Origin of the sequence: Cobetia sp. L2A1, assembly GCF_009796845.1 — a bacterium.
Classification (GTDB): Bacteria; Pseudomonadota; Gammaproteobacteria; order Pseudomonadales; family Halomonadaceae; genus Cobetia.
In genome coordinates this window covers 2,956,097-2,973,746 of sequence record NZ_CP047025.1, presented here as the reverse complement: position 1 = coordinate 2,973,746, position 17,650 = coordinate 2,956,097, and the positions used below count along the sequence as shown (strand labels likewise).

The 17,650-nt window shown below is 58.5% G+C and carries 12 protein-coding genes and 3 tRNA genes; 9 read left to right on the top strand and 6 right to left on the bottom strand.

Annotated features, from left to right (window positions below):
• Window positions 1-137: 137 nt before the first annotated feature.
• Window positions 138-638: a ribonuclease E activity regulator RraA gene (gene rraA, locus GQR90_RS12665; protein ID WP_158774426.1), complete on the bottom strand. Its 501-nt coding sequence runs from the start codon at window positions 636-638 to the stop codon at window positions 138-140.
• 330 nt (window positions 639-968) lie between these two features.
• On the opposite strand from rraA, the gene GQR90_RS12660 reads away from it, so the two are divergent.
• Window positions 969-1,589, top strand: a complete 621-nt coding sequence (locus GQR90_RS12660) for a porin family protein (protein WP_144727397.1) — start codon at window positions 969-971, stop codon at window positions 1,587-1,589.
• A 160-nt stretch (window positions 1,590-1,749) separates the two neighbouring features.
• Here GQR90_RS12660 and acnB read toward each other — a convergent pair whose 3' ends face one another.
• Window positions 1,750-4,353, bottom strand: coding sequence for a bifunctional aconitate hydratase 2/2-methylisocitrate dehydratase (gene acnB / locus GQR90_RS12655; RefSeq protein ID WP_158774425.1), 2,604 nt, complete (start codon window positions 4,351-4,353; stop codon window positions 1,750-1,752).
• Window positions 4,354-4,710: 357 nt separating this feature from the next.
• On the opposite strand from acnB, the gene GQR90_RS12650 reads away from it, so the two are divergent.
• The 3 genes from GQR90_RS12650 (at window position 4,711) to GQR90_RS12640 (ending at window position 9,994) form a co-directional block, all read left to right on the top strand.
• On the top strand, window positions 4,711-5,199 hold the full coding sequence (locus GQR90_RS12650) for a DUF1289 domain-containing protein (RefSeq protein ID WP_233266287.1): 489 nt from the start codon (window positions 4,711-4,713) through the stop codon (window positions 5,197-5,199).
• A 94-nt stretch (window positions 5,200-5,293) separates the two neighbouring features.
• On the top strand, window positions 5,294-5,983 hold the full coding sequence (locus tag GQR90_RS12645; protein ID WP_158775498.1) for a tRNA-(ms[2]io[6]A)-hydroxylase: 690 nt from the start codon (window positions 5,294-5,296) through the stop codon (window positions 5,981-5,983).
• A gap of 96 nt (window positions 5,984-6,079) precedes the next feature.
• The gene (locus GQR90_RS12640; protein WP_158774424.1) at window positions 6,080-9,994 is read left to right on the top strand and encodes an AAA family ATPase; all 3,915 of its coding nucleotides are present in this window, start codon (window positions 6,080-6,082) and stop codon (window positions 9,992-9,994) included.
• Between the two features lie 157 nt (window positions 9,995-10,151).
• Here GQR90_RS12640 and GQR90_RS12635 read toward each other — a convergent pair whose 3' ends face one another.
• Both GQR90_RS12635 and GQR90_RS12630 read right to left on the bottom strand, forming a co-directional pair.
• Complete coding sequence (locus GQR90_RS12635; RefSeq protein WP_158774423.1) at window positions 10,152-10,919, bottom strand: UDP-2,3-diacylglucosamine diphosphatase; 768 nt, start codon at window positions 10,917-10,919, stop codon at window positions 10,152-10,154.
• A 162-nt stretch (window positions 10,920-11,081) separates the two neighbouring features.
• The gene (locus tag GQR90_RS12630; RefSeq protein WP_158774422.1) at window positions 11,082-11,576 is read right to left on the bottom strand and encodes a peptidylprolyl isomerase; all 495 of its coding nucleotides are present in this window, start codon (window positions 11,574-11,576) and stop codon (window positions 11,082-11,084) included.
• 220 nt (window positions 11,577-11,796) lie between these two features.
• Between GQR90_RS12630 and GQR90_RS12625 the strand changes: the two genes are divergently transcribed.
• Together GQR90_RS12625 and cysS are read left to right on the top strand one after the other, a co-directional pair.
• Complete coding sequence (locus GQR90_RS12625) at window positions 11,797-13,476, top strand: glutamine--tRNA ligase/YqeY domain fusion protein (protein ID WP_158774421.1); 1,680 nt, start codon at window positions 11,797-11,799, stop codon at window positions 13,474-13,476.
• A gap of 211 nt (window positions 13,477-13,687) precedes the next feature.
• Window positions 13,688-15,070 carry a cysteine--tRNA ligase gene (cysS, locus tag GQR90_RS12620; protein ID WP_158775497.1) on the top strand — a complete coding sequence of 461 codons (1,383 nt, stop codon included), beginning with the start codon at window positions 13,688-13,690 and terminating at the stop codon, window positions 15,068-15,070.
• 130 nt (window positions 15,071-15,200) lie between these two features.
• Here cysS and mtnN read toward each other — a convergent pair whose 3' ends face one another.
• Both mtnN and folD read right to left on the bottom strand, forming a co-directional pair.
• Window positions 15,201-15,905, bottom strand: a complete 705-nt coding sequence (mtnN, locus tag GQR90_RS12615) for a 5'-methylthioadenosine/S-adenosylhomocysteine nucleosidase (RefSeq protein WP_158775496.1) — start codon at window positions 15,903-15,905, stop codon at window positions 15,201-15,203.
• Between the two features lie 82 nt (window positions 15,906-15,987).
• Window positions 15,988-16,857, bottom strand: a complete 870-nt coding sequence (folD, locus tag GQR90_RS12610) for a bifunctional methylenetetrahydrofolate dehydrogenase/methenyltetrahydrofolate cyclohydrolase FolD (protein WP_158774420.1) — start codon at window positions 16,855-16,857, stop codon at window positions 15,988-15,990.
• Window positions 16,858-17,241: 384 nt separating this feature from the next.
• Between folD and GQR90_RS12605 the strand changes: the two genes are divergently transcribed.
• The 3 genes from GQR90_RS12605 (at window position 17,242) to GQR90_RS12595 (ending at window position 17,649) form a co-directional block, all read left to right on the top strand.
• Window positions 17,242-17,318, top strand: a tRNA-Pro gene (locus tag GQR90_RS12605).
• A gap of 87 nt (window positions 17,319-17,405) precedes the next feature.
• A tRNA-Arg gene (locus GQR90_RS12600) sits at window positions 17,406-17,482 on the top strand.
• 92 nt (window positions 17,483-17,574) lie between these two features.
• Window positions 17,575-17,649: transfer RNA gene (locus tag GQR90_RS12595), tRNA-His, on the top strand.
• Window position 17,650: the final 1 nt, after the last annotated feature.

Here is a 17,650-nt window from a genome sequence, read left to right as displayed (position 1 = left end):
GCGCTGAGTATTCAATGCTGGATGCTCAGCATCGAACGTGTGGCCAGATCAGCGGCTGCCAGACATGAAAACGCCCCCGCAGCCAGTCTGGTTGCGGGGGCGTTTTCATTGCAGCTCAGATACGGGTAAGACAGGGGTCAGGGCGTGGGCTGAGTGCGTATCAGGGCTTGCTTGGCAGTGACGATACCGTTGTTGTCAGCATAGAGGTAATCGCCTGGCACGATGGTGACGCCCGCGAAGGTGACCGGTACATCGCGCTGACCTTCGCCGCGCTTGATGCTGGGTCGCGGGTAGCAGCCCAGTGCCTGAACGCCGAGATTCGTGGCATGGATCTCATCCACGTCACGAATGCAGCCATACATGATGACGCCAGCCCAGCTACTCTTGGAGGCTTGCTCGGCGAGCATATCGCCCAGCATGGCGCAGCGCATTGATCCCCCCGCATCGACGACCAGTACGCGACCGGCCCCGGGCTCGGCCACAGCTGCCTTGACCAGTGAATTGTCTTCGAAGCACTTGATAGTCACGACTTCACCACCAAAGGACTCGACGCCCCCAAAGTTGATGAAGAGCGGATCAAGTACCTGAACTTCGGGGAACTCGTCGCAGAGATCGGGTGTGGAAAAGGGATGCGTCATGTCTGGCTCCTTGTGCGATTCAGGCCTCTTTGTCGGCCTCGGAGAATGTAGTTTATCTTTCCGTCGGGTTGCTGCACTGCCACACTCAAAGAATGCCCCAGTTGGCAAGGCTTTGCACCTGTGAGGCAGCGCGGGGTCTAACGCGTTCCACGAGAATGAGTGAAAGTTGATGTATCTGGCTGGCGACAGCAAAAGTCTCGAAAAATCCACTCTTGAAACACTGTTCTATATCTACCACGATGCAGGTGTCGCCACCGGCAGAGGATGTTCCTGCCGACTTATTCCTCGGTGGTTCCTCGTGGAGGAGCCTTCTGGATCAAGGAGCATTACATGATCAAGTCACGCCTTCTGGCCGCCCCGCTGGCCTCTGTATCCTTCGCTGCGCTGGCTCTGGCCTTGAGCGGTCACGCCAATGCAGCTGACAACACCGCCGAGGGGCTCTACATCGGTGTGGGTACGGGCTTCTCTAGCCTGGAGAATGATGATTCCGATGATGCCGGTGATTTCATCGAGTCAGGCAGTGAAGACTTTGATGTCGATGACGATGACAACGTCTACAAGGCCTTCGTGGGCTATCAGTACAACCCGTACTTCGCCACTGAAGCGTTCTATACCGATCTAGGTACCGTCCAGCTCAAGGGTAACGATTTCGGCAACACCGATCTCAAATCCAAGGCCTACGGGGTCAATGTCGTCGGTATCCTGCCGATTGGTCAGTACTTCTCACTGTTCGCCAAGGCCGGTATGGCCAAGTGGGAAACCGATGTCGATGGCAACCTGGGCAACTCCAGTGTTGACCTCAAGGACAACGATGGCTTCGATCCGGTCTATGGGGCAGGGGCGCAGGTCAATCTGGATCCGTTCCTGATTCGTGCCGAGTATGAGCGTTATGACTTCGACAGCGATTACCAGGTAGATGCGTTCACTGCCTCAGTCGGCTACAAGTTCTAAGCATGTCAAGACGTCCTGTTGGTTGAATCGAATCGACTGAGCAACAGGCACGAAAAAACGGGCCGTCCCTGAGGGGGCGGCCCGTTTCGTTGTGTTGCGAAAACTTGCTTGCGCTGCTGTCAGAGGGGCGCCTTGTGTTGACTCAAGGCGCCCCGACTGATCAGGCTTCTTGGGTGACCGGAATCACGTTGGAAGCGGCGTTTTGGTACTCTTCGATCTCATGGAAGTTCAGGTAGCGATAGATCTCGCCGGCCATGGCATCGAATTCGCCCATGTAGCCCTGATATTCCTCGACGCTCGGCAGACGACCGATGACGGCGGCGATGGCGGCCAGTTCGGCAGAGGCCAGGAAGACATTGGCGCCATCACCCAGACGGTTCGGGAAGTTACGCGTGGAAGTGGACACCACGGTGGACTTGGCAGCCACACGTGCCTGGTTGCCCATGCACAGTGAGCAGCCCGGCATTTCCATGCGTGCGCCAGCGCGGCCGTAGATGCCGTAGTAGCCTTCTGCGGTCAGCTGATGCTGGTCCATCTTGGTCGGCGGTGCCAGCCATAGCTTGGTCTTCAGGCTGCCAGCCGGCTGCTTCTCAAGCAGCTTGCCTGCCGCGCGGAAGTGACCAATGTTGGTCATGCACGAGCCGATGAAGACTTCGTCAATCTTCTGACCGGCGACGTCGGACAGCACACGAGCGTCATCCGGGTCGTTCGGCGCACACAGCACCGGCTGGTCGATCTCGGCGAGGTCGATCTCGATGATCTCGGCGTATTCCGCGTCCTTGTCGGCACGCATCTGGCTCGGGTTGGCCAGCCACTCTTCCATGCCAGCGATACGACGCTCGATGGTACGAGCATCGCCATAACCATTGCTGATCATCCACTTGAGCAGGGTGACGTTGGAGGTCAGGTACTCGGTCACGCTTGCATCAGACAACGTGATGGTACAGCCAGCGGCAGAGCGTTCGGCAGAGGCATCGGACAGCTCGAATGCCTGCTCGGCAGTCAGATCTTCAAGACCTTCGATTTCCAGAATGCGGCCAGAGAAGGCGTTCTTCTTGTTGGATTTGTCGACGGTCAGCAGGCCTTGCTTGATCCCGTACAGCGGGATGGCGTGCACCAGGTCGCGCAGGGTGATACCCGGACGACGCTCGCCCTTGAAGCGCACCAGAATGGATTCCGGCATGTCCAGCGGCATCACGCCAGTGGCGGCGGCGAAGGCGACCAGACCAGAACCCGCCGGGAAGGAAATGCCCATCGGGAAGCGGGTGTGGGAATCACCGCCGGTGCCGACGGTATCCGGCAGCAGCATGCGGTTCAGCCACGAGTGGATGATGCCGTCGCCCGGACGCAGGGAGACGCCGCCGCGGTTCATGATGAAGTCGGGCAGGGTGTGGTGAGTCTCGACGTCGACCGGCTTCGGATAGGCGGCGGTGTGGCAGAAGGACTGCATCACCAGGTCGGCCTGGAAGCCCAGACATGCCAGATCCTTCAGCTCGTCACGGGTCATCGGGCCAGTGGTGTCCTGGGAGCCGACGGTGGTCATCTTCGGCTCGCAGTACATGCCAGGACGCACGCCGACCATGTTGCAGGCCTTGCCGACCATCTTCTGTGCCAGGGTGAAGCCCTTGCCAGTATCTATCGGCTGTTCCGGCAGGCGGAAGACGTCAGAAGCGTCCAGGCCAAGCTCGGCACGTGCCTTGTCGGTCAGACCGCGACCGATGATCAGCGGGATACGGCCACCAGCACGCACTTCGTCCAACAGCACCTGCGTCTTGAGCGAGAAGGTAGAGACCACTTCGTCGCTGTCGTGACGGCAGACCTTGCCTTCGTACGGGAAGATGTCGATGACATCGCCCGTGGCCATCTTGTCGACATCCATTTCAACCGGCAGGGCGCCGGCATCTTCCATGGTATTGAAGAAGATCGGTGCGATCTTGTTGCCGAAGCAGAAGCCGCCGGCACGCTTGTTCGGTGCGAACGGGATGTCATCGCCGAAGAACCACAGCACCGAGTTGGTGGCGGACTTGCGTGAGGAGCCAGTACCGACCACGTCACCGACGTAGGCGACCGGGAAGCCCTTGGACTTCACGTCTTCGATCTGTGCCAGCGGGCCGGTAACGCCTTCTTCCTGCGGCTCGATGCCTTCACGCGGATTCTTGAGCATGGCGTTGGCATGCAGCGGGATATCCGGACGTGACCAGGCATCAGGCGCCGGGGACAGATCGTCGGTGTTGGTTTCGCCAGGCACCTTGAAGACGGCCAGAGAGATCTTGTCAGCCAGTGCAGGCTTGGACAGGAACCACTCGGCATCGGCCCAGGACTGCAGGACTTCCTGAGCGACGGTGTTACCCGCCTTGGCACGATCAGCGACGTCGTGGAAGGCCTCAAACATCAGCAGGGTGTGCTTGAGCTGCTCGCCGGCTTCCTTGGCCAGGCTTTCGTCGTCCAGCAGCTCGACCAGCGTGGCGATGTTGTAGCCGCCCTGCATGGTGCCGAGCAGCTTGGCGCCGTGAGTCTTGTCGATCAGCGGTGAGGAGGCTTCGCCACGTACGATGGCGGTCAGGAAGCCAGCCTTGACGTAAGCGGCTTCATCAACGCCCGGGGGAATGCGGTTGGTGAACAGGTCAAGAATGAACTCTTCTTCACCGGCTGGCGGATTCTTGAGCAGTTCGACCAGATCAGCGGTCTGCTCTGCGGTCAGCGGCTTCGCCGGGATGCCCTGCTGGGCGCGTTCTTCAACCTGTTGACGGTAGGCTTCAAGCACGTGGGAGACCCTCATCTGTAATCGTGTCGAGATGCGCTGGCCAGTCATCACGGGACGGACAGCGGAGCATCTCGAGGCTTCTTGCGGGTAAATCAAGCGTCTTATCGCGAGTAAGTCAGGCGCTACGAGGCGAAACGGAGTCTACTCAACTTTGTCGACAATGTTAAGGATCACCCTCTGACACCAGCTGCGACTTTGGTCGCTTGAATAGAGATAACATGCTGATATTGCATTTGTTTGGCGTCAGATTTTCGGACGATTTCCTGTGTCAGGTTGACGACTGTTGAGGGCAGGGCGAGCGCGGTATGATGACGTCATGTGCTTGCTCAACTTTTTCCGCCGCACGTCGAGGGCATCATGAGTCGTATTCTTTCTCCCTGTGTCGGGGTTTGCTCTACCACTGTCGGTGACAATGTCTGTCGAGGGTGTCAGCGCCACGATCACGAGATCCTTGACTGGTTCGGCTACGATAGCGAGCAGCGTGCGCACCGAATGTCTGAATTGGATGCGTTACGCAGTCATGTGGCAGCGCGCTGGTTGATCGTTCACGACGAGGCCGTACTGACAGCTCAGATGGAGCGGCACCGTATCCGCTTTCGTCACGAGCAATCGGCGCTATCGCGTGCGGTAGAGCTTCTACGTGTTGGCCGTACTCGTATTCGTGATCTCGAGGCCTATGGTCTTACGGTGCGCGAAACAGGCAATAAACTTGATCCGGAACGCCTTTTTTCGCGGATAAACGATGAAATCATGGTGGAAGCTACTAGACGCGCCGATAATGAAATGAATTCAGATAACCAGATGTCTACTTCCGTCAGGGAGTGGGCGCCTGAAAAAAAAGACTGACGCGATGACTGATTCGATAGATGACACCATGACGTTGACGATGGATTCTGGCCTTCCCTTGGCTGAAACGCGTGAAACTCCCGCGACTTATGGTATGCCTTGCGATATTGCAGCGCCGGAAGGCCCTGGCGTTGAGGATACCGATGCCTTGCTGCCTGCGTCGTTATTGGCCTTTTTACCTTGCCGCACGCCGCTGAGTTGGATAGAAGCGGCGCTTGAGAACCCTGAGCTACTGCTGATTGATCATGCTCAGTGCGAGAAGAAAGCCGCGTCTACTGCGATGAGCCTGATGTATCGCTATGTGGATAGGCCTCTGTTGTTGACCAAGATGTCCCAACTGGCCCGAGAAGAGCTTTTGCACTTCGAACAGGTCGTGGGTCTGATGGAGCAGCGCGGAATCGTCTATCGTCATATCAAGGCATCCCGTTATGCTGAAAAATTACGTCAGCAGGTAAGAGATGAGGACCCCGAACGACTGGTGGATATTCTGCTGATCGGTGCCTTGATTGAGGCCAGATCTTGCGAGCGCTTCGCATGCCTGATTCCTTATCTTGAGCCAGAGCTTGCAAAGTTCTATCGCACTTTGGTTAAGTCAGAAGGACGCCACTATGAGGATTACCTCATATTGGCAGAACACTATGCCAACGAACCACTCGAACCCCGTCTCGCGGTGCTACGTGCAGTGGAACAGGAATTGATCGAAACCCCCGATTCTTCCTTCCGCTTCCACAGTGGTCTGCCGATCTCGCGGCGAGAACAACGTGCGTCAGTCAGGGTGGGCTGACGCGCGACAGACAACAAAGGCAAGGCTCAAGAACAGGGGATCACCGGCGCCATGGCAGGGCTGGCGTTTCGTTCGCGACTTTGAAATGGATGACACATGACGCAGGAAACATCTGGTCAAGCTCAATTGGCGCTGCTGGGACATTTCCAGCTGACCTTGGGTGATGACACGCTGACTCAGTTCAGCTACGACAAGGTCAAGGCACTGCTGCTGCATTTGCTGCTGCATGACCAGGCGGTCTCCCGCGCGGCTCTGGCTGAATTGCTCTGGCCAGATCAAGGGCTATCTTCCGGGCGCACCAACCTGCGCCACGCGCTGCATTGTCTGCGTCAAAGTCTCGGTGAAGAAGCAGATAACCTGCTGACAGTCTCGCGTCAGACCATTGCACTCACGCTGCCTGATTACTGGGAGCTGGATCTCGATGAGCTCAACGCACTGCTGTTGGCACCGTCGTCGGCTGCAACACTGGTCGAGATTCTCGCCTTGTACCGCGGAGATCTGGTCGAAGAGCTGTCGCTGACCCAGTGCCCGGACTTCCAGCGCTGGATGATCAAGGTGCGCGGTGAATGGCGTCAGCGTGTCATCCAGTTTGCTGAACGTGTTCTGGCGACCGATGAGCCTATCTCGGACGACGTGCTGCGCACGCTGGTCAGTCGCTTCTCAGGCTATGGCCCCTTCCATGAGCGCTTGGTGCGTCAGCTAGCCGAAGACGGTCAATCGGCAGCGGCACATGAACAGTTCAACGCGTTCCTTCAGCAACTGGCGCTGTCTGGTCAACAGCCTGATCCGGGATTCCTGCAGCTGGCGCGTTATTGGTCGGATGGCAAGAGCGAGGCGATGAGCGCCCTCACGCCACAGGGTGCCATTTCACGCACACTATCGCTGGATAGTGCTCCGTTACGTGAAGATGAGATCGACCACCGCCAGCTGTCTGTCATGGCGATCCGCCTCAGCGTAAAAGACAGTCATCGTGATCGCGTCTGGGCGCGTGCCTGTCTGACGCTGCAGATCGAGTTACTGCGCTGGCTTGAGCAGCAATGCCATCATCTGGGCGGCTTCTGGCTACCAGGTGCTACGGGGGGCGTAGGTCTGGCGTGCTTCGGAACCCATGGGCCTGCGCATCAGTTGGCCGAGCTGGTCGCGCTCTATGAGCACTGCAGCAAGGCGCTGTCTGATGAAATCGTCAAGCTGTGGGACGGTGAGGGCAAGCCTCCGGTCTTCTCGCTGTCGGCGGGGCTTCACTCCGGCCAGGTCATCTATCTGCCGGAACGCCAGCTGGCCGACCCCCTGGGTCAGGTCACTCAGTATTCGCTGGAGTTGATGACGGCAGCCGAAGGCAGTGAGCTGGTGATTTCCCTGGAAGCCAGTCAGCACATGCCACCGGCACTGGACCTTCAGCCGCGACTTACGTCGCGCCTGTTGGCGGCTGATGGCCGTGTACGGTTGCGCGCCCTGGTGCTGGGCAGCAGTGTCGCGACTCGCGAAGCTTCCCTGCCGACGCTGATCGGGCGTGAAGGCGAGCTGCGCCGTCTGCGTGATGCATTGGCGCGTGCCAGCATCGGCCTGCGGCAGAGTGTGCTGGTCAGTGGTAACTCCGGCATGGGCAAGTCGGCCTTGATGGTCAACTTCCGCCAGCTGGAGCAGAGTCAGGATGTGGGGCTGTGCTGGATGCCCACCACGCGTCTGTCTCAGCTTGAACCCTACAGTGTGGTGCGTGCGCTGATTCGCTGGCGCCTCGATGGCCATGTGAATCGTGAGGCAGTCGAGCAGTTGTTTGAGACATCTGAAGCGCTGCAGGGTGTCAGCGAGGAAGCGCGTCGCTCCTTCCATGCCATCTTGGGTACGGCGGAAGCGTCGAGCGAAGATGAAGTACTGATTCAAAGTAGCGAAACGGTCGAGCGCGTGGTGCGTGTGTTACATCTCGTGATCGAGAAAGCCGCCAGTCTGCGCCCGCTGGTCATGATGATTGATGACCTGCAGTGGCTCGACGAGCCTTCGCTCAAGGTACTGGCGGGTCTGCAGGCGCGTCTGCCGATCAATATCGGCTTCATGCTGGCAGCGAGCCACAATGGCCGCGATAGTCTCGCCGTCAAACTCAACTGGGACCAACATATTGCGCTGGGCCGCCTTGATCCGATGCAGGTCTCGCGTCTGTTGTCGCACCTGTCACGTCGTTATCGTCTGCACCTCAGTCCGCGTATGCGTAGCCAGTTGATCGAGCGTTGTGATGGTGTGCCGCTCTATCTTCAGGAAATCTGTCGTCGTCTCGACATGGATCGCCGTGAAGGGCGCCCGGTGCAACTTGATGAGCTGCCGAAGGGTTTGATCGGCCTGCTGTCCAGCCGTATTGATCAGCTGGAAGAAGGGCGCGACGTCGCGCATGCCGCGGCGGTGCTGGGTCGCGTGTTCAACTTGAGTTTCGTGCGTCAGAGTTGTGAGTTCGAGGAGAGCCGACTCAAGCGCGCCATCGAGAACATGCAGCGCCTGGAAATTATCGAGGCATGCAGTAACGACAGCGAATTTGATTATCAGTTTACCCATCAGCTGATTCAGGAGGCCGCCTATCTGTCTTGTCCGCGCGATGTACGTCGCCGGATTCACCATCAGGTGGTGGCACTGATTGAAGACAAGTATCCCGCCTGGATCGGACGCCACCCAGGCTACTTTGCCGTGCACCTGCGCAAGTCACAGAACTTCAGTCGTGCTGCGCGTTATTTTGAGCTTTCTGCACGTGAATCGCTCAAGATCAGTGCCAACCGTACGGCATTGAAAATGGCGGACAACGGCCTGGCGTGTCTGAAGCATGTTGATGGTCAGGAGGAGCGTGAAGCGAGTCTGCTGACGGTGCGTGGCCAGGCAGGCTTTGCGCTGGAAGGACACGGTTCGCGGCTTGCGCATGAAAGCTTCGTTCAGGCACGCAACCTTTTGAATAGCCCGGCATTGATTGACGAAGACGAGCCGGACCTCGAGCAGGCCTTCATCGTCAAGTGGGGCCTGTGGGTGGGTTGCAGTGAGCGTCATGCTCATGCTGACGCCTTTGCACTGGCCTCAGGGCTTAGTGAGCTGGCCGAGGGGCTGTCCGATATTCGCTATCGGCGTCTGGCTGATTTCGCACGTGCGCATTGTGAGTTCTGGGCGGGCCGTGTACGTGTCGCAGGCGAGCATCTGGATGAAATTGATCCGCTCAATAATGCGATGGTGCTCGAATGGTTGCCGTTCAGTGATCACCCGCAGGTGGCAGCGGCTTGCCTGCAAAGCTGGACGTCCTGCCTGCGTTGCGATCATGTTAAGGCCGAGCAGCAGGCTGAGTCGGCTATTCGCTTGGCGGAAGAGATCGGTCAGCCGGGTTCACTGGCGATGGCCTTGATGTTCTCTACTTCGCTATATCGCCAGCTCGGGCATACCCACCTTGCGACTCAGCGTGCCGAGCGCGCGCTGGAGTTGACACGTTCTGCGGATCTCCATCTGTGGCATATGGCAGCACATGGTGTGCTGGGCTGGGCACGTGCCATGAATGGTGACCGTGACGGCCTGTCCATGCTGCAGTCGAGCATCAACGAGTTCGCCGAGCTCACGGGGCGTGAGCGTCATCAACGGCCGAATCTGTGGTACATGGATGCGGTGATGGCATTGGGTGAGCATGCGGCGGCTGAAGAGTACATGGAGAAGGTGCTGCTGGTCGCTCAGGAGCGCAATTCCTTTTATCTGGCAGAGGTCAGCTATCTGGTCGCGGCGCTCCGTGCCGCGCAGGGGTTACCGACTGAGCGAATACGCTCGCTGATAGAGCAAGGGATGGCGTATGCCATCGAGCAGGAAAATCCGCATCATGAAGCCATGGGTCTGGCAACCTGGTTGCGTCTGGTGGATGCCAATGACATCGAGCGTTGTGCGCGCTTGAAGGCCTTGCTCGAAGAACTTCCGGGTTCGGATGCACCCGCAGTATTGGGCTGGCATCAGTTGGTGGAGGCCGCCGAAGGGCGTGCGCGTCGCAAGGCATCTTCACCAGCCTGATAGCTGTCTTGATGATGGCGTGATATGAAAAGCCCCCGCTGCCCAAGGCCGCGGGGGCTTTTTTATTCATTGATGCTCTTTCATTTACTGGTGCTGTCTTCAGGATCATCACGGCGGGCGATAGATGCGCGCAGCGACGGATCAGCATCAACAAGGGTTAGCCGTGAGTGATGGCATCTGCCACTGGTAGTGCAAATTCACGTAGCTCGGGCCCATTGCCCTGCGCGATGATGTCGAAGGCTTGGGTCGGACGCCAGTCGCCGAGCACGATGCGACGTGCTGATTTGCCATCGATCTCGAGCGGATGCACGGCAGGGCGATGAGTATGGCCGTGAATCAGCGTCAGCACCTTGTGCTCACGCATTTCTCGAATTACCTCTTCGGGAGTGACGTCCATGATCGCCTCGTCCTTGGCGCTATTGGTCTCGCCAGACTGCATGCGTAGTGACTGCGCCAGTGCCAGGCGCTGCTCCAGCGGCATCGCTAGAATCTGCGCCTGCCACTGGGGGTCGCGCGTCATCGCACGAAACTTCATGTAGGCCTCATCGCGGGTGCACATGCTGTCGCCATGCATCAGTAGCACGCGTTCGCCATCCAGCGTGATGACGCTGGGGTCCGGTAGCAGGGTGACACCGGCCTCGGCCGCGAAGGTCTCACCGACCAGGAAGTCGCGATTGCCATGCATGAAGAAGATGGCGGTACCGCGCGCCGCGACACGTTTGAGTGCAGCGCTCATGGTTTGCGTGAACTCGTCACGATAGTCGTCGCCAACCCAGACTTCGAAAATATCGCCAAGCAGGTAGAGGCGCTCGACAATGGGCATGCAGGTCTCGAGGCATGCCAGATAATCGATGAAGCCTTGAGCTATCTCCGGTGCCTCGTGATGCAGATGTAGATCGGAGATGAACAGGGTAGTGGCAGTCATGGTCAGGTCCACGTGTCGGGGCGATCACCTCGTCGCGAGGGCAGGCGACGGGCGAGAGCGGGAGATGAAAAGGCGTAACGCAAGCCGCCCGACCTGGCTCTCGAAGGCACGAGGCAAGGCCGGGCGGCGGGTACGCTGCAAGGCGTGATCAGGCGAAGACGCTTACTTGGTGACTTCAGCGCTGGTGATGATCACGTCTTCCGCCGGCACGTCGGCATGGCCGTCGCGACGCGTGGTCTTGACCGCTTCGATCTTGTCGACCACATCCATGCCTTCAACGACCTTGGCGAACACGCAGTAACCCCAGCCCTGGCTGGTCTTGCTGGTGAAGTTCAGGAAGTCGTTGTCATTGACGTTGATGAAGAACTGCGCACTGGCGGAGTGAGGATCCATGGTGCGTGCCATGGCGAGGGTGCCACGGTTGTTCTTGAGGCCATTGTCAGCTTCATTCTCGATCACGCCACGTGTCGGCTTCTGGTTGAAGTCGGTGTCAAAACCACCGCCCTGGACCATGAAGCCCGGAATGACACGATGGAAAAGCACGTTGCTGTACTGGCCGTCACGCACGTATTGCTCGAAGTTGGCGGCCGTCTTGGGCGCCTTGTCAAAGTCGAGTTCGATCGTGATGTCGCCGTAGTTGGTATGAAGAACGATCATTCGGGCTTCCCAGTCATCTGTCTTGCTGAAATATAAGGCAGGCGTGGTTACATGGCATCGCCTGCGAGCGTCGCGCTATAATAGCGGCTTTGCATCCAGTGACGAAAGCCTGAACGGGCGGCAGGCCGCAGATGCAGACTCCGCGATCCGTCATGTTCTTGAACATAGGTAGTCTCAGGAACATGGCGCCCAAGAACACATAGAGGTGCAGCGAAACTTCATGAGTACCGAGACCCAGAGCGCTCCGAACTTCGTTCTTAACCAGATCCGCGAAGAACTCGAGGCTGGCCGTGCAGAAAAGGTTGTCACCCGTTTCCCGCCGGAGCCTAACGGCTACCTGCATATTGGACACGCCAAGTCGATCTGTCTGAACTTCGGTTTGGCAAAGCAGCTGGGTGGCGATTGCCACCTGCGCTTCGATGACACCAATCCGGCCAAGGAAGAGCAAGCCTACATCGACGCCATCAAGGAAGACGTTGAATGGCTGGGCTTCGAATGGGCCGGCAAAGTGCGTTTTGCCTCCGACTATTTCGATCAGCTGTACGCATGGGCACAACACCTGGTGCGTGAAGGCAAGGCGTATGTCGACGATCTTTCTCCGGACGAAATTCGCGAATACCGCGGGACCCTGAGAGAGCCGGGTCGCCCGAGCCCGTATCGTGAGCGTAGCCCCGAGGAAAATCTCGACCTGCTCGAGCGCATGCGAAAGGGTGAATTCGGCGAAAGCGAGCGTGTACTGCGTGCGCGCATCGACATGGCCGCACCGAACATCAATCTGCGCGACCCGATCCTGTATCGTATCCGCCATGCCAGCCACCACCAGACCGGTGACAAGTGGAAGATTTACCCGTCCTACGATTTCACTCACGGGCAATCCGATGCGCTGGAAGGGGTGACGCACTCCATCTGTACGCTGGAATTTGAAGATCACCGTCCGCTGTACGAATGGTTTCTGGCCAATCTTCCGGTGCCGTGTACGCCGCGTCAGATCGAGTTTGCGCGCCTGAATCTTGATTACACCGTGACGTCCAAGCGCAAGCTCAAGCTGCTGGTCGATCAGGGTGTCGTCAATGGCTGGGATGATCCGCGCATGCCGACCATCTCGGGCATGCGTCGTCGTGGCTATACCTCTGCCTCCATTCGCAAGTTCTGCGACATGATCGGTGTGAGTCGTGCTGATGGCGGTATGGTCGAGCTGGGCATGCTGAATCACGCCATCCGTTCAGACCTGGAAGACAACGCACTGCGTGCCATGTGTGTACTCAATCCGCTCAAGGTTGTGCTGACCAATCTGCCGGAAGGGCATGAAGAGCTATTTGAAGTGCCTGGCCACCCGGCTCGTGACGACATGGGCATTCGTCAGGTGCCGTTGACCCGTGAGCTGTGGATCGACGCTGAAGACTTCATGGAAGATGCGCCCAAGAAGTTCTTCCGCCTTGCGCCAGAGAAAGAAGTGCGCCTGCGCAATGGCTACGTCATCCGCTGTGATGACGTCATCAAGGATGAGGCGGGAGAAGTGGTCGAGCTGCGTTGCAGTGTTGATCTCGATACCCTGGGCAAGAATCCGGAAGGCCGTAAGGTCAAGGGTGTCATCCACTGGGTCAGCGCGGTTCACGCAGTGCCGATCGAAGTTCGCCAGTACGAGAACCTCTTCCTCGAGGCTGAGCCGGACCGTGACAAGGATGTTGATTTCCTTGAGCACCTCAATCCGGAGTCGCTGAGCATCGTCAAGGGCTTTGGTGAGCCGAGCTTGCGCAATGCCGCGCCGGAAACGCGCTATCAGTTCGAGCGTATCGGCTACTTCGTGGCGGATCGTCATGATTGCACGCCGGGTGCGTTGGTCTTCAACCGTACCGTCAGTCTGAAGGACGGCTGGGCGAAGGCACAGAAAAAGGGTTGATCTCATACTGGCGGGTTGCCTCCGGGAGGCCTGTCTGCAAGCTTTTTGGTATTCCGCTTCACGGCCCGCAGGCTGATCATGTACCTTCTGGATCGAAGGCGCATGAATGGCCTGCGGGCCGTACCATTTCGCAAGGCTGGTTGAAGACTCTTCCAGCACAGTAGCCAAGGGCGATGACTGCATGACTCACCTCGAAGATGCCGCGAGCACACTGTCTATCTACAGCACCCTGAGCCGGACCAAGGCACCTTTCGTGCCATTGGAAGGCAACAAGGTGCGCATGTACGTCTGTGGCGTGACGGTCTATGACCTCTGTCACATCGGCCATGCACGTGTGATGGTGGCTTTCGACGTCATCACCCGTTATCTGCGGGCGCGTGGCTACGACGTCACCTACGTGCGTAACATCACCGACATCGACGACAAGATCCTCAAACGTGCCGATGAGAATGGTGAGGCGTTCGAGGCGCTGACAGAGCGCATGATCCAGGCGATGCATGAAGATGAGGGGCGCCTGGGGATTCTGCGTCCTGACCGCGAGCCGCGAGCGACAGCTCACATTGCCGATATCATCGCGATGACCGAAACGCTGATCGACAAGGGTTTTGCCTACGCGGCCAGCAATGGCGATGTCTACTATCGTGTGCGCCGCTTTGAGGGCTACGGCAAGCTCAACAATCGCCAGTTGGATGAGATGCAGTCCGGGGCCCGAGTCGAGATCGAACAAGCCAAGGAAGATCCGCTCGATTTCGTGTTGTGGAAGGCCGCCAAACCGGGCGAGGCCAGCTGGCCATCTCCCTGGGGCGATGGCCGTCCGGGCTGGCACATCGAGTGCTCGGCGATGTCGACTTGCTGCCTGGGCAACACCTTCGATATCCACGGCGGTGGACCGGACCTGACGTTCCCGCATCATGAGAACGAGATAGCCCAGTCAGAAGCCGCCACTGGTCAGCAGTACGCCAATGTGTGGATGCACGCGGGTGCAGTGCGCGTCGGGCAGGACAAGATGTCCAAGTCGTTGAATAACTTCTTCACCATTCGTGACGTGCTGGAGCAGCACAATCCGGAAGTGGTGCGTTACCTGCTGGTGGCTAGCCACTACCGCAGCGCGATCAGCTATGAAGCCAATTCGTTGGATGAGGCGCGTCGTTCGCTGGAGCGCTTCTACAACGCGCTTGAGAACGTCGCGTCTGACGAGGGAGAGGTGTCGGCTGATTGGCGTGCACGCTTTATCGCCGCGATGGATGACGACTTCAACACCGCTGGTGCGCTGTCGGTGCTGTTCGAGCTGGCCCGCGAGCTGAACCGTGCCAAGAAGGAAGCACCGCAGCAGGCGCCAGCGTTGGCCTTTGAGCTGACGTCGCTCGGGAGTCTGTTGGGGCTATTCGGGCAGGACCCGGCTGTCTTCCTCAAGGGCGATACCGAAGGTCTGGCGTTGTCAGAAGATGAGATTCAGCAGCAGATCGATGCGCGCACTGCGGCCAAGAAGGCCAAGGACTTCGCGGGTGCGGATCGCATACGTGATGAGCTGGCCGCTCAGGGCATCATCCTCAAGGATTCCCGTGAGGGAACGACTTGGGTGCTGGAAGGTTGAGGTGGCTGGAGGACTGAGACACGACTCGTGCCTTGTCTTTGATGCCCATGACAAAAAACCGCCGTCCCGAAAGGGCGGCGGTTTTTTGTCATGGGCTGGCCATCTGTCGGCAGAGATCAATCAGCAGTGATCAGCTGGCGAGACGCTTGACCATCGCTTCGACCATGCGTGAGGACTGGCGTGCCGCGACGTGCAGGAATTCCTCGAAGGACTGGCTGTTGTTGTCCTTGCCGGCGATATCAGACAGCGCACGGATGACCACGAATGGCATCTCGTAGACGAAGCAGGTCTGGGCGATGGCTGCAGCTTCCATCTCCGCGGCCAGCATGTCCGGGAAGCGTGAGCGAGTGAGGGCGACCAGTTCCGGGTCGGACATGAAGATGTCGCCGGTGCAGATCAGGCCTTCACGTGCCTTGATCTCGCCCTGGGCTTCGACACACTCGCGCGCGACCTTCACCAGCGCTGGGTCTGACGGGTAGGCGGCTGGCATCTGCGGCACCTGGCCATATTCGTAGCCGAACACCACGGCATCGACGTCGTGATGGCGGACTTCACTGGAAATAACCACGTCGCCGATCTCCAGATCAGACGCGAAACCGCCGGCGGAGCCCGTGTTGATGATGGCATCCGGCTGATAGCGCTCGATCATCTGGCAGGCGCCCACGGCGGCATTGACCTTGCCGATGCCGGATTGCAGCAGCACGATCTTGAGGCCGTGCAACTGGCCAACATGGAAAGTGGATCCGGCATGGCTGATGGTGGTGCTGTCATCCAGCAGCTCAGCAAGAATAGCCACTTCTTCGGCCATGGCGCCGATGATACCAAGGGTCTTGATAGGCATGATGTTGGGGTCCTTGAGCGGAAACAACACGGCGCACCTTGATCAAGGTGCGCCGTGGGAAAGGGCGAGAGGTGACTTACTGGGCAGCCTGGCGGGCATCGTGCAGCTCGGCGGCGAACAGGGTGTTCTCCAGCAGTGAGGCCACGGTCATCGGACCTACACCGCCCGGTACTGGAGTGATCCAGCCCGCGCGCGCTGCGGCCGGTGCAAACTCGACATCGCCGACCAGTGAGCCGTTATCGAGACGATTGATGCCCACGTCGATCACGACAGCGCCTTCCTTGATCCACTCGCCCTTGACCAGGCCCGGCTTGCCGACACCGACCACGACCAGATCTGCCTGACGTACCTTGCCTTCCAGGTCCTTGGTGAAACGATGGCAGACGGTGGTGGTGCAGCCGGCCAGCATCAGCTCAAGTGCCATCGGGCGCCCCACGATGTTGGAGGCGCCGACAATGGTGGCATCCATGCCGCGCACCTGCAGGCCACTTTCGTTTAACAGGGTCATGATGCCCTTGGGAGTGCAGGGGCGCATCACTGGTAGGCGCTGAGCCAGGCGGCCCAGATTGTAGGGGTGGAAACCATCAACGTCCTTGTCGGGACGAATACGCTCAAGGATGGGGCGTGAATCGAGATGTGCGGGTAGCGGTAGCTGAACCAGAATGCCGTCGATGCTGTCATCGGCATTCAGCGTGTCGACTAGCGCTTCCAGTTCAACCTGTGTGGTATCGGCAGACAGACGATGCTGAGTGGAAGTAATACCGGCCTTCTCGCAGGCGAGGTGCTTGTTGCGGACATAAACCTCGGATGCGGGGTCTTCGCCGACCAGCACGACGGCAAGTCCCGGAATACGTTCACCGGCGTTACGGCGCGCATCGACCTGACGGCCGACTTGCTGGCGTACGCGCTCGGCGATGGCCTTACCATCAATCAGTTGTGCTGCCATCAGCGATCATTCCTTCTAGTGGGCGAAAGATATTGGAGGGGGAAACTGCCGCCAATTTTCGCATGCCCTGCTCGCCAGTCAACGCCGAATGACGACCTTGGTCGAAATGGCAACGATGTCTCGTCGCCATGGCGCTCGAAAGGAAGTGGTGAAGAGGGGGGGGCGAAGAGAAAGAAGGATGACGTAAAGGGTAATGCTACCGAGAGGTATTGATTGGCGAGGAGGTCTTTACAGTGCCGTGAGTTATTGATGCCGACATGATGTCATGCTGAAGGCACAGTGAATCTTTTAGAAAGAAAGTCACGTAAGGGCTTGACCGCAGACGGAAGTTTGGTAGAATACGCCTCGCATCGACGGGCTTCGACAGTCGGTTGAAGACGGTTTCGGGATATAGCGCAGTCTGGTAGCGCGCCTGCTTTGGGAGCAGGATGTCGGGGGTTCGAATCCCTCTATCCCGACCATTTGAATACAATGTCTCTTGAGGTTTCGGTCTCTAGAAACAAGGCATTCAAGGCTTTGTCCGGAGTTGATACACGGCTACAGTTTCTGCGCCTATAGCTCAACCGGATAGAGCAACGGCCTTCTAAGCCGTAGGTTGCAGGTTCGAGTCCTGCTGGGCGTACCATTGACACGATGGTTGTCGTGAAGATGGAAGTCAGATTGCTCCTCGGGAGCCTGGCAGCTGCGACCAGACGATGTGAAGTTGTTCATACAGTGGTGGGTGTAGCTCAGTGGTAGAGCCCCGGATTGTGACTCCGGTGGTCGTGGGTTCGAACCCCATCATCCACCCCAT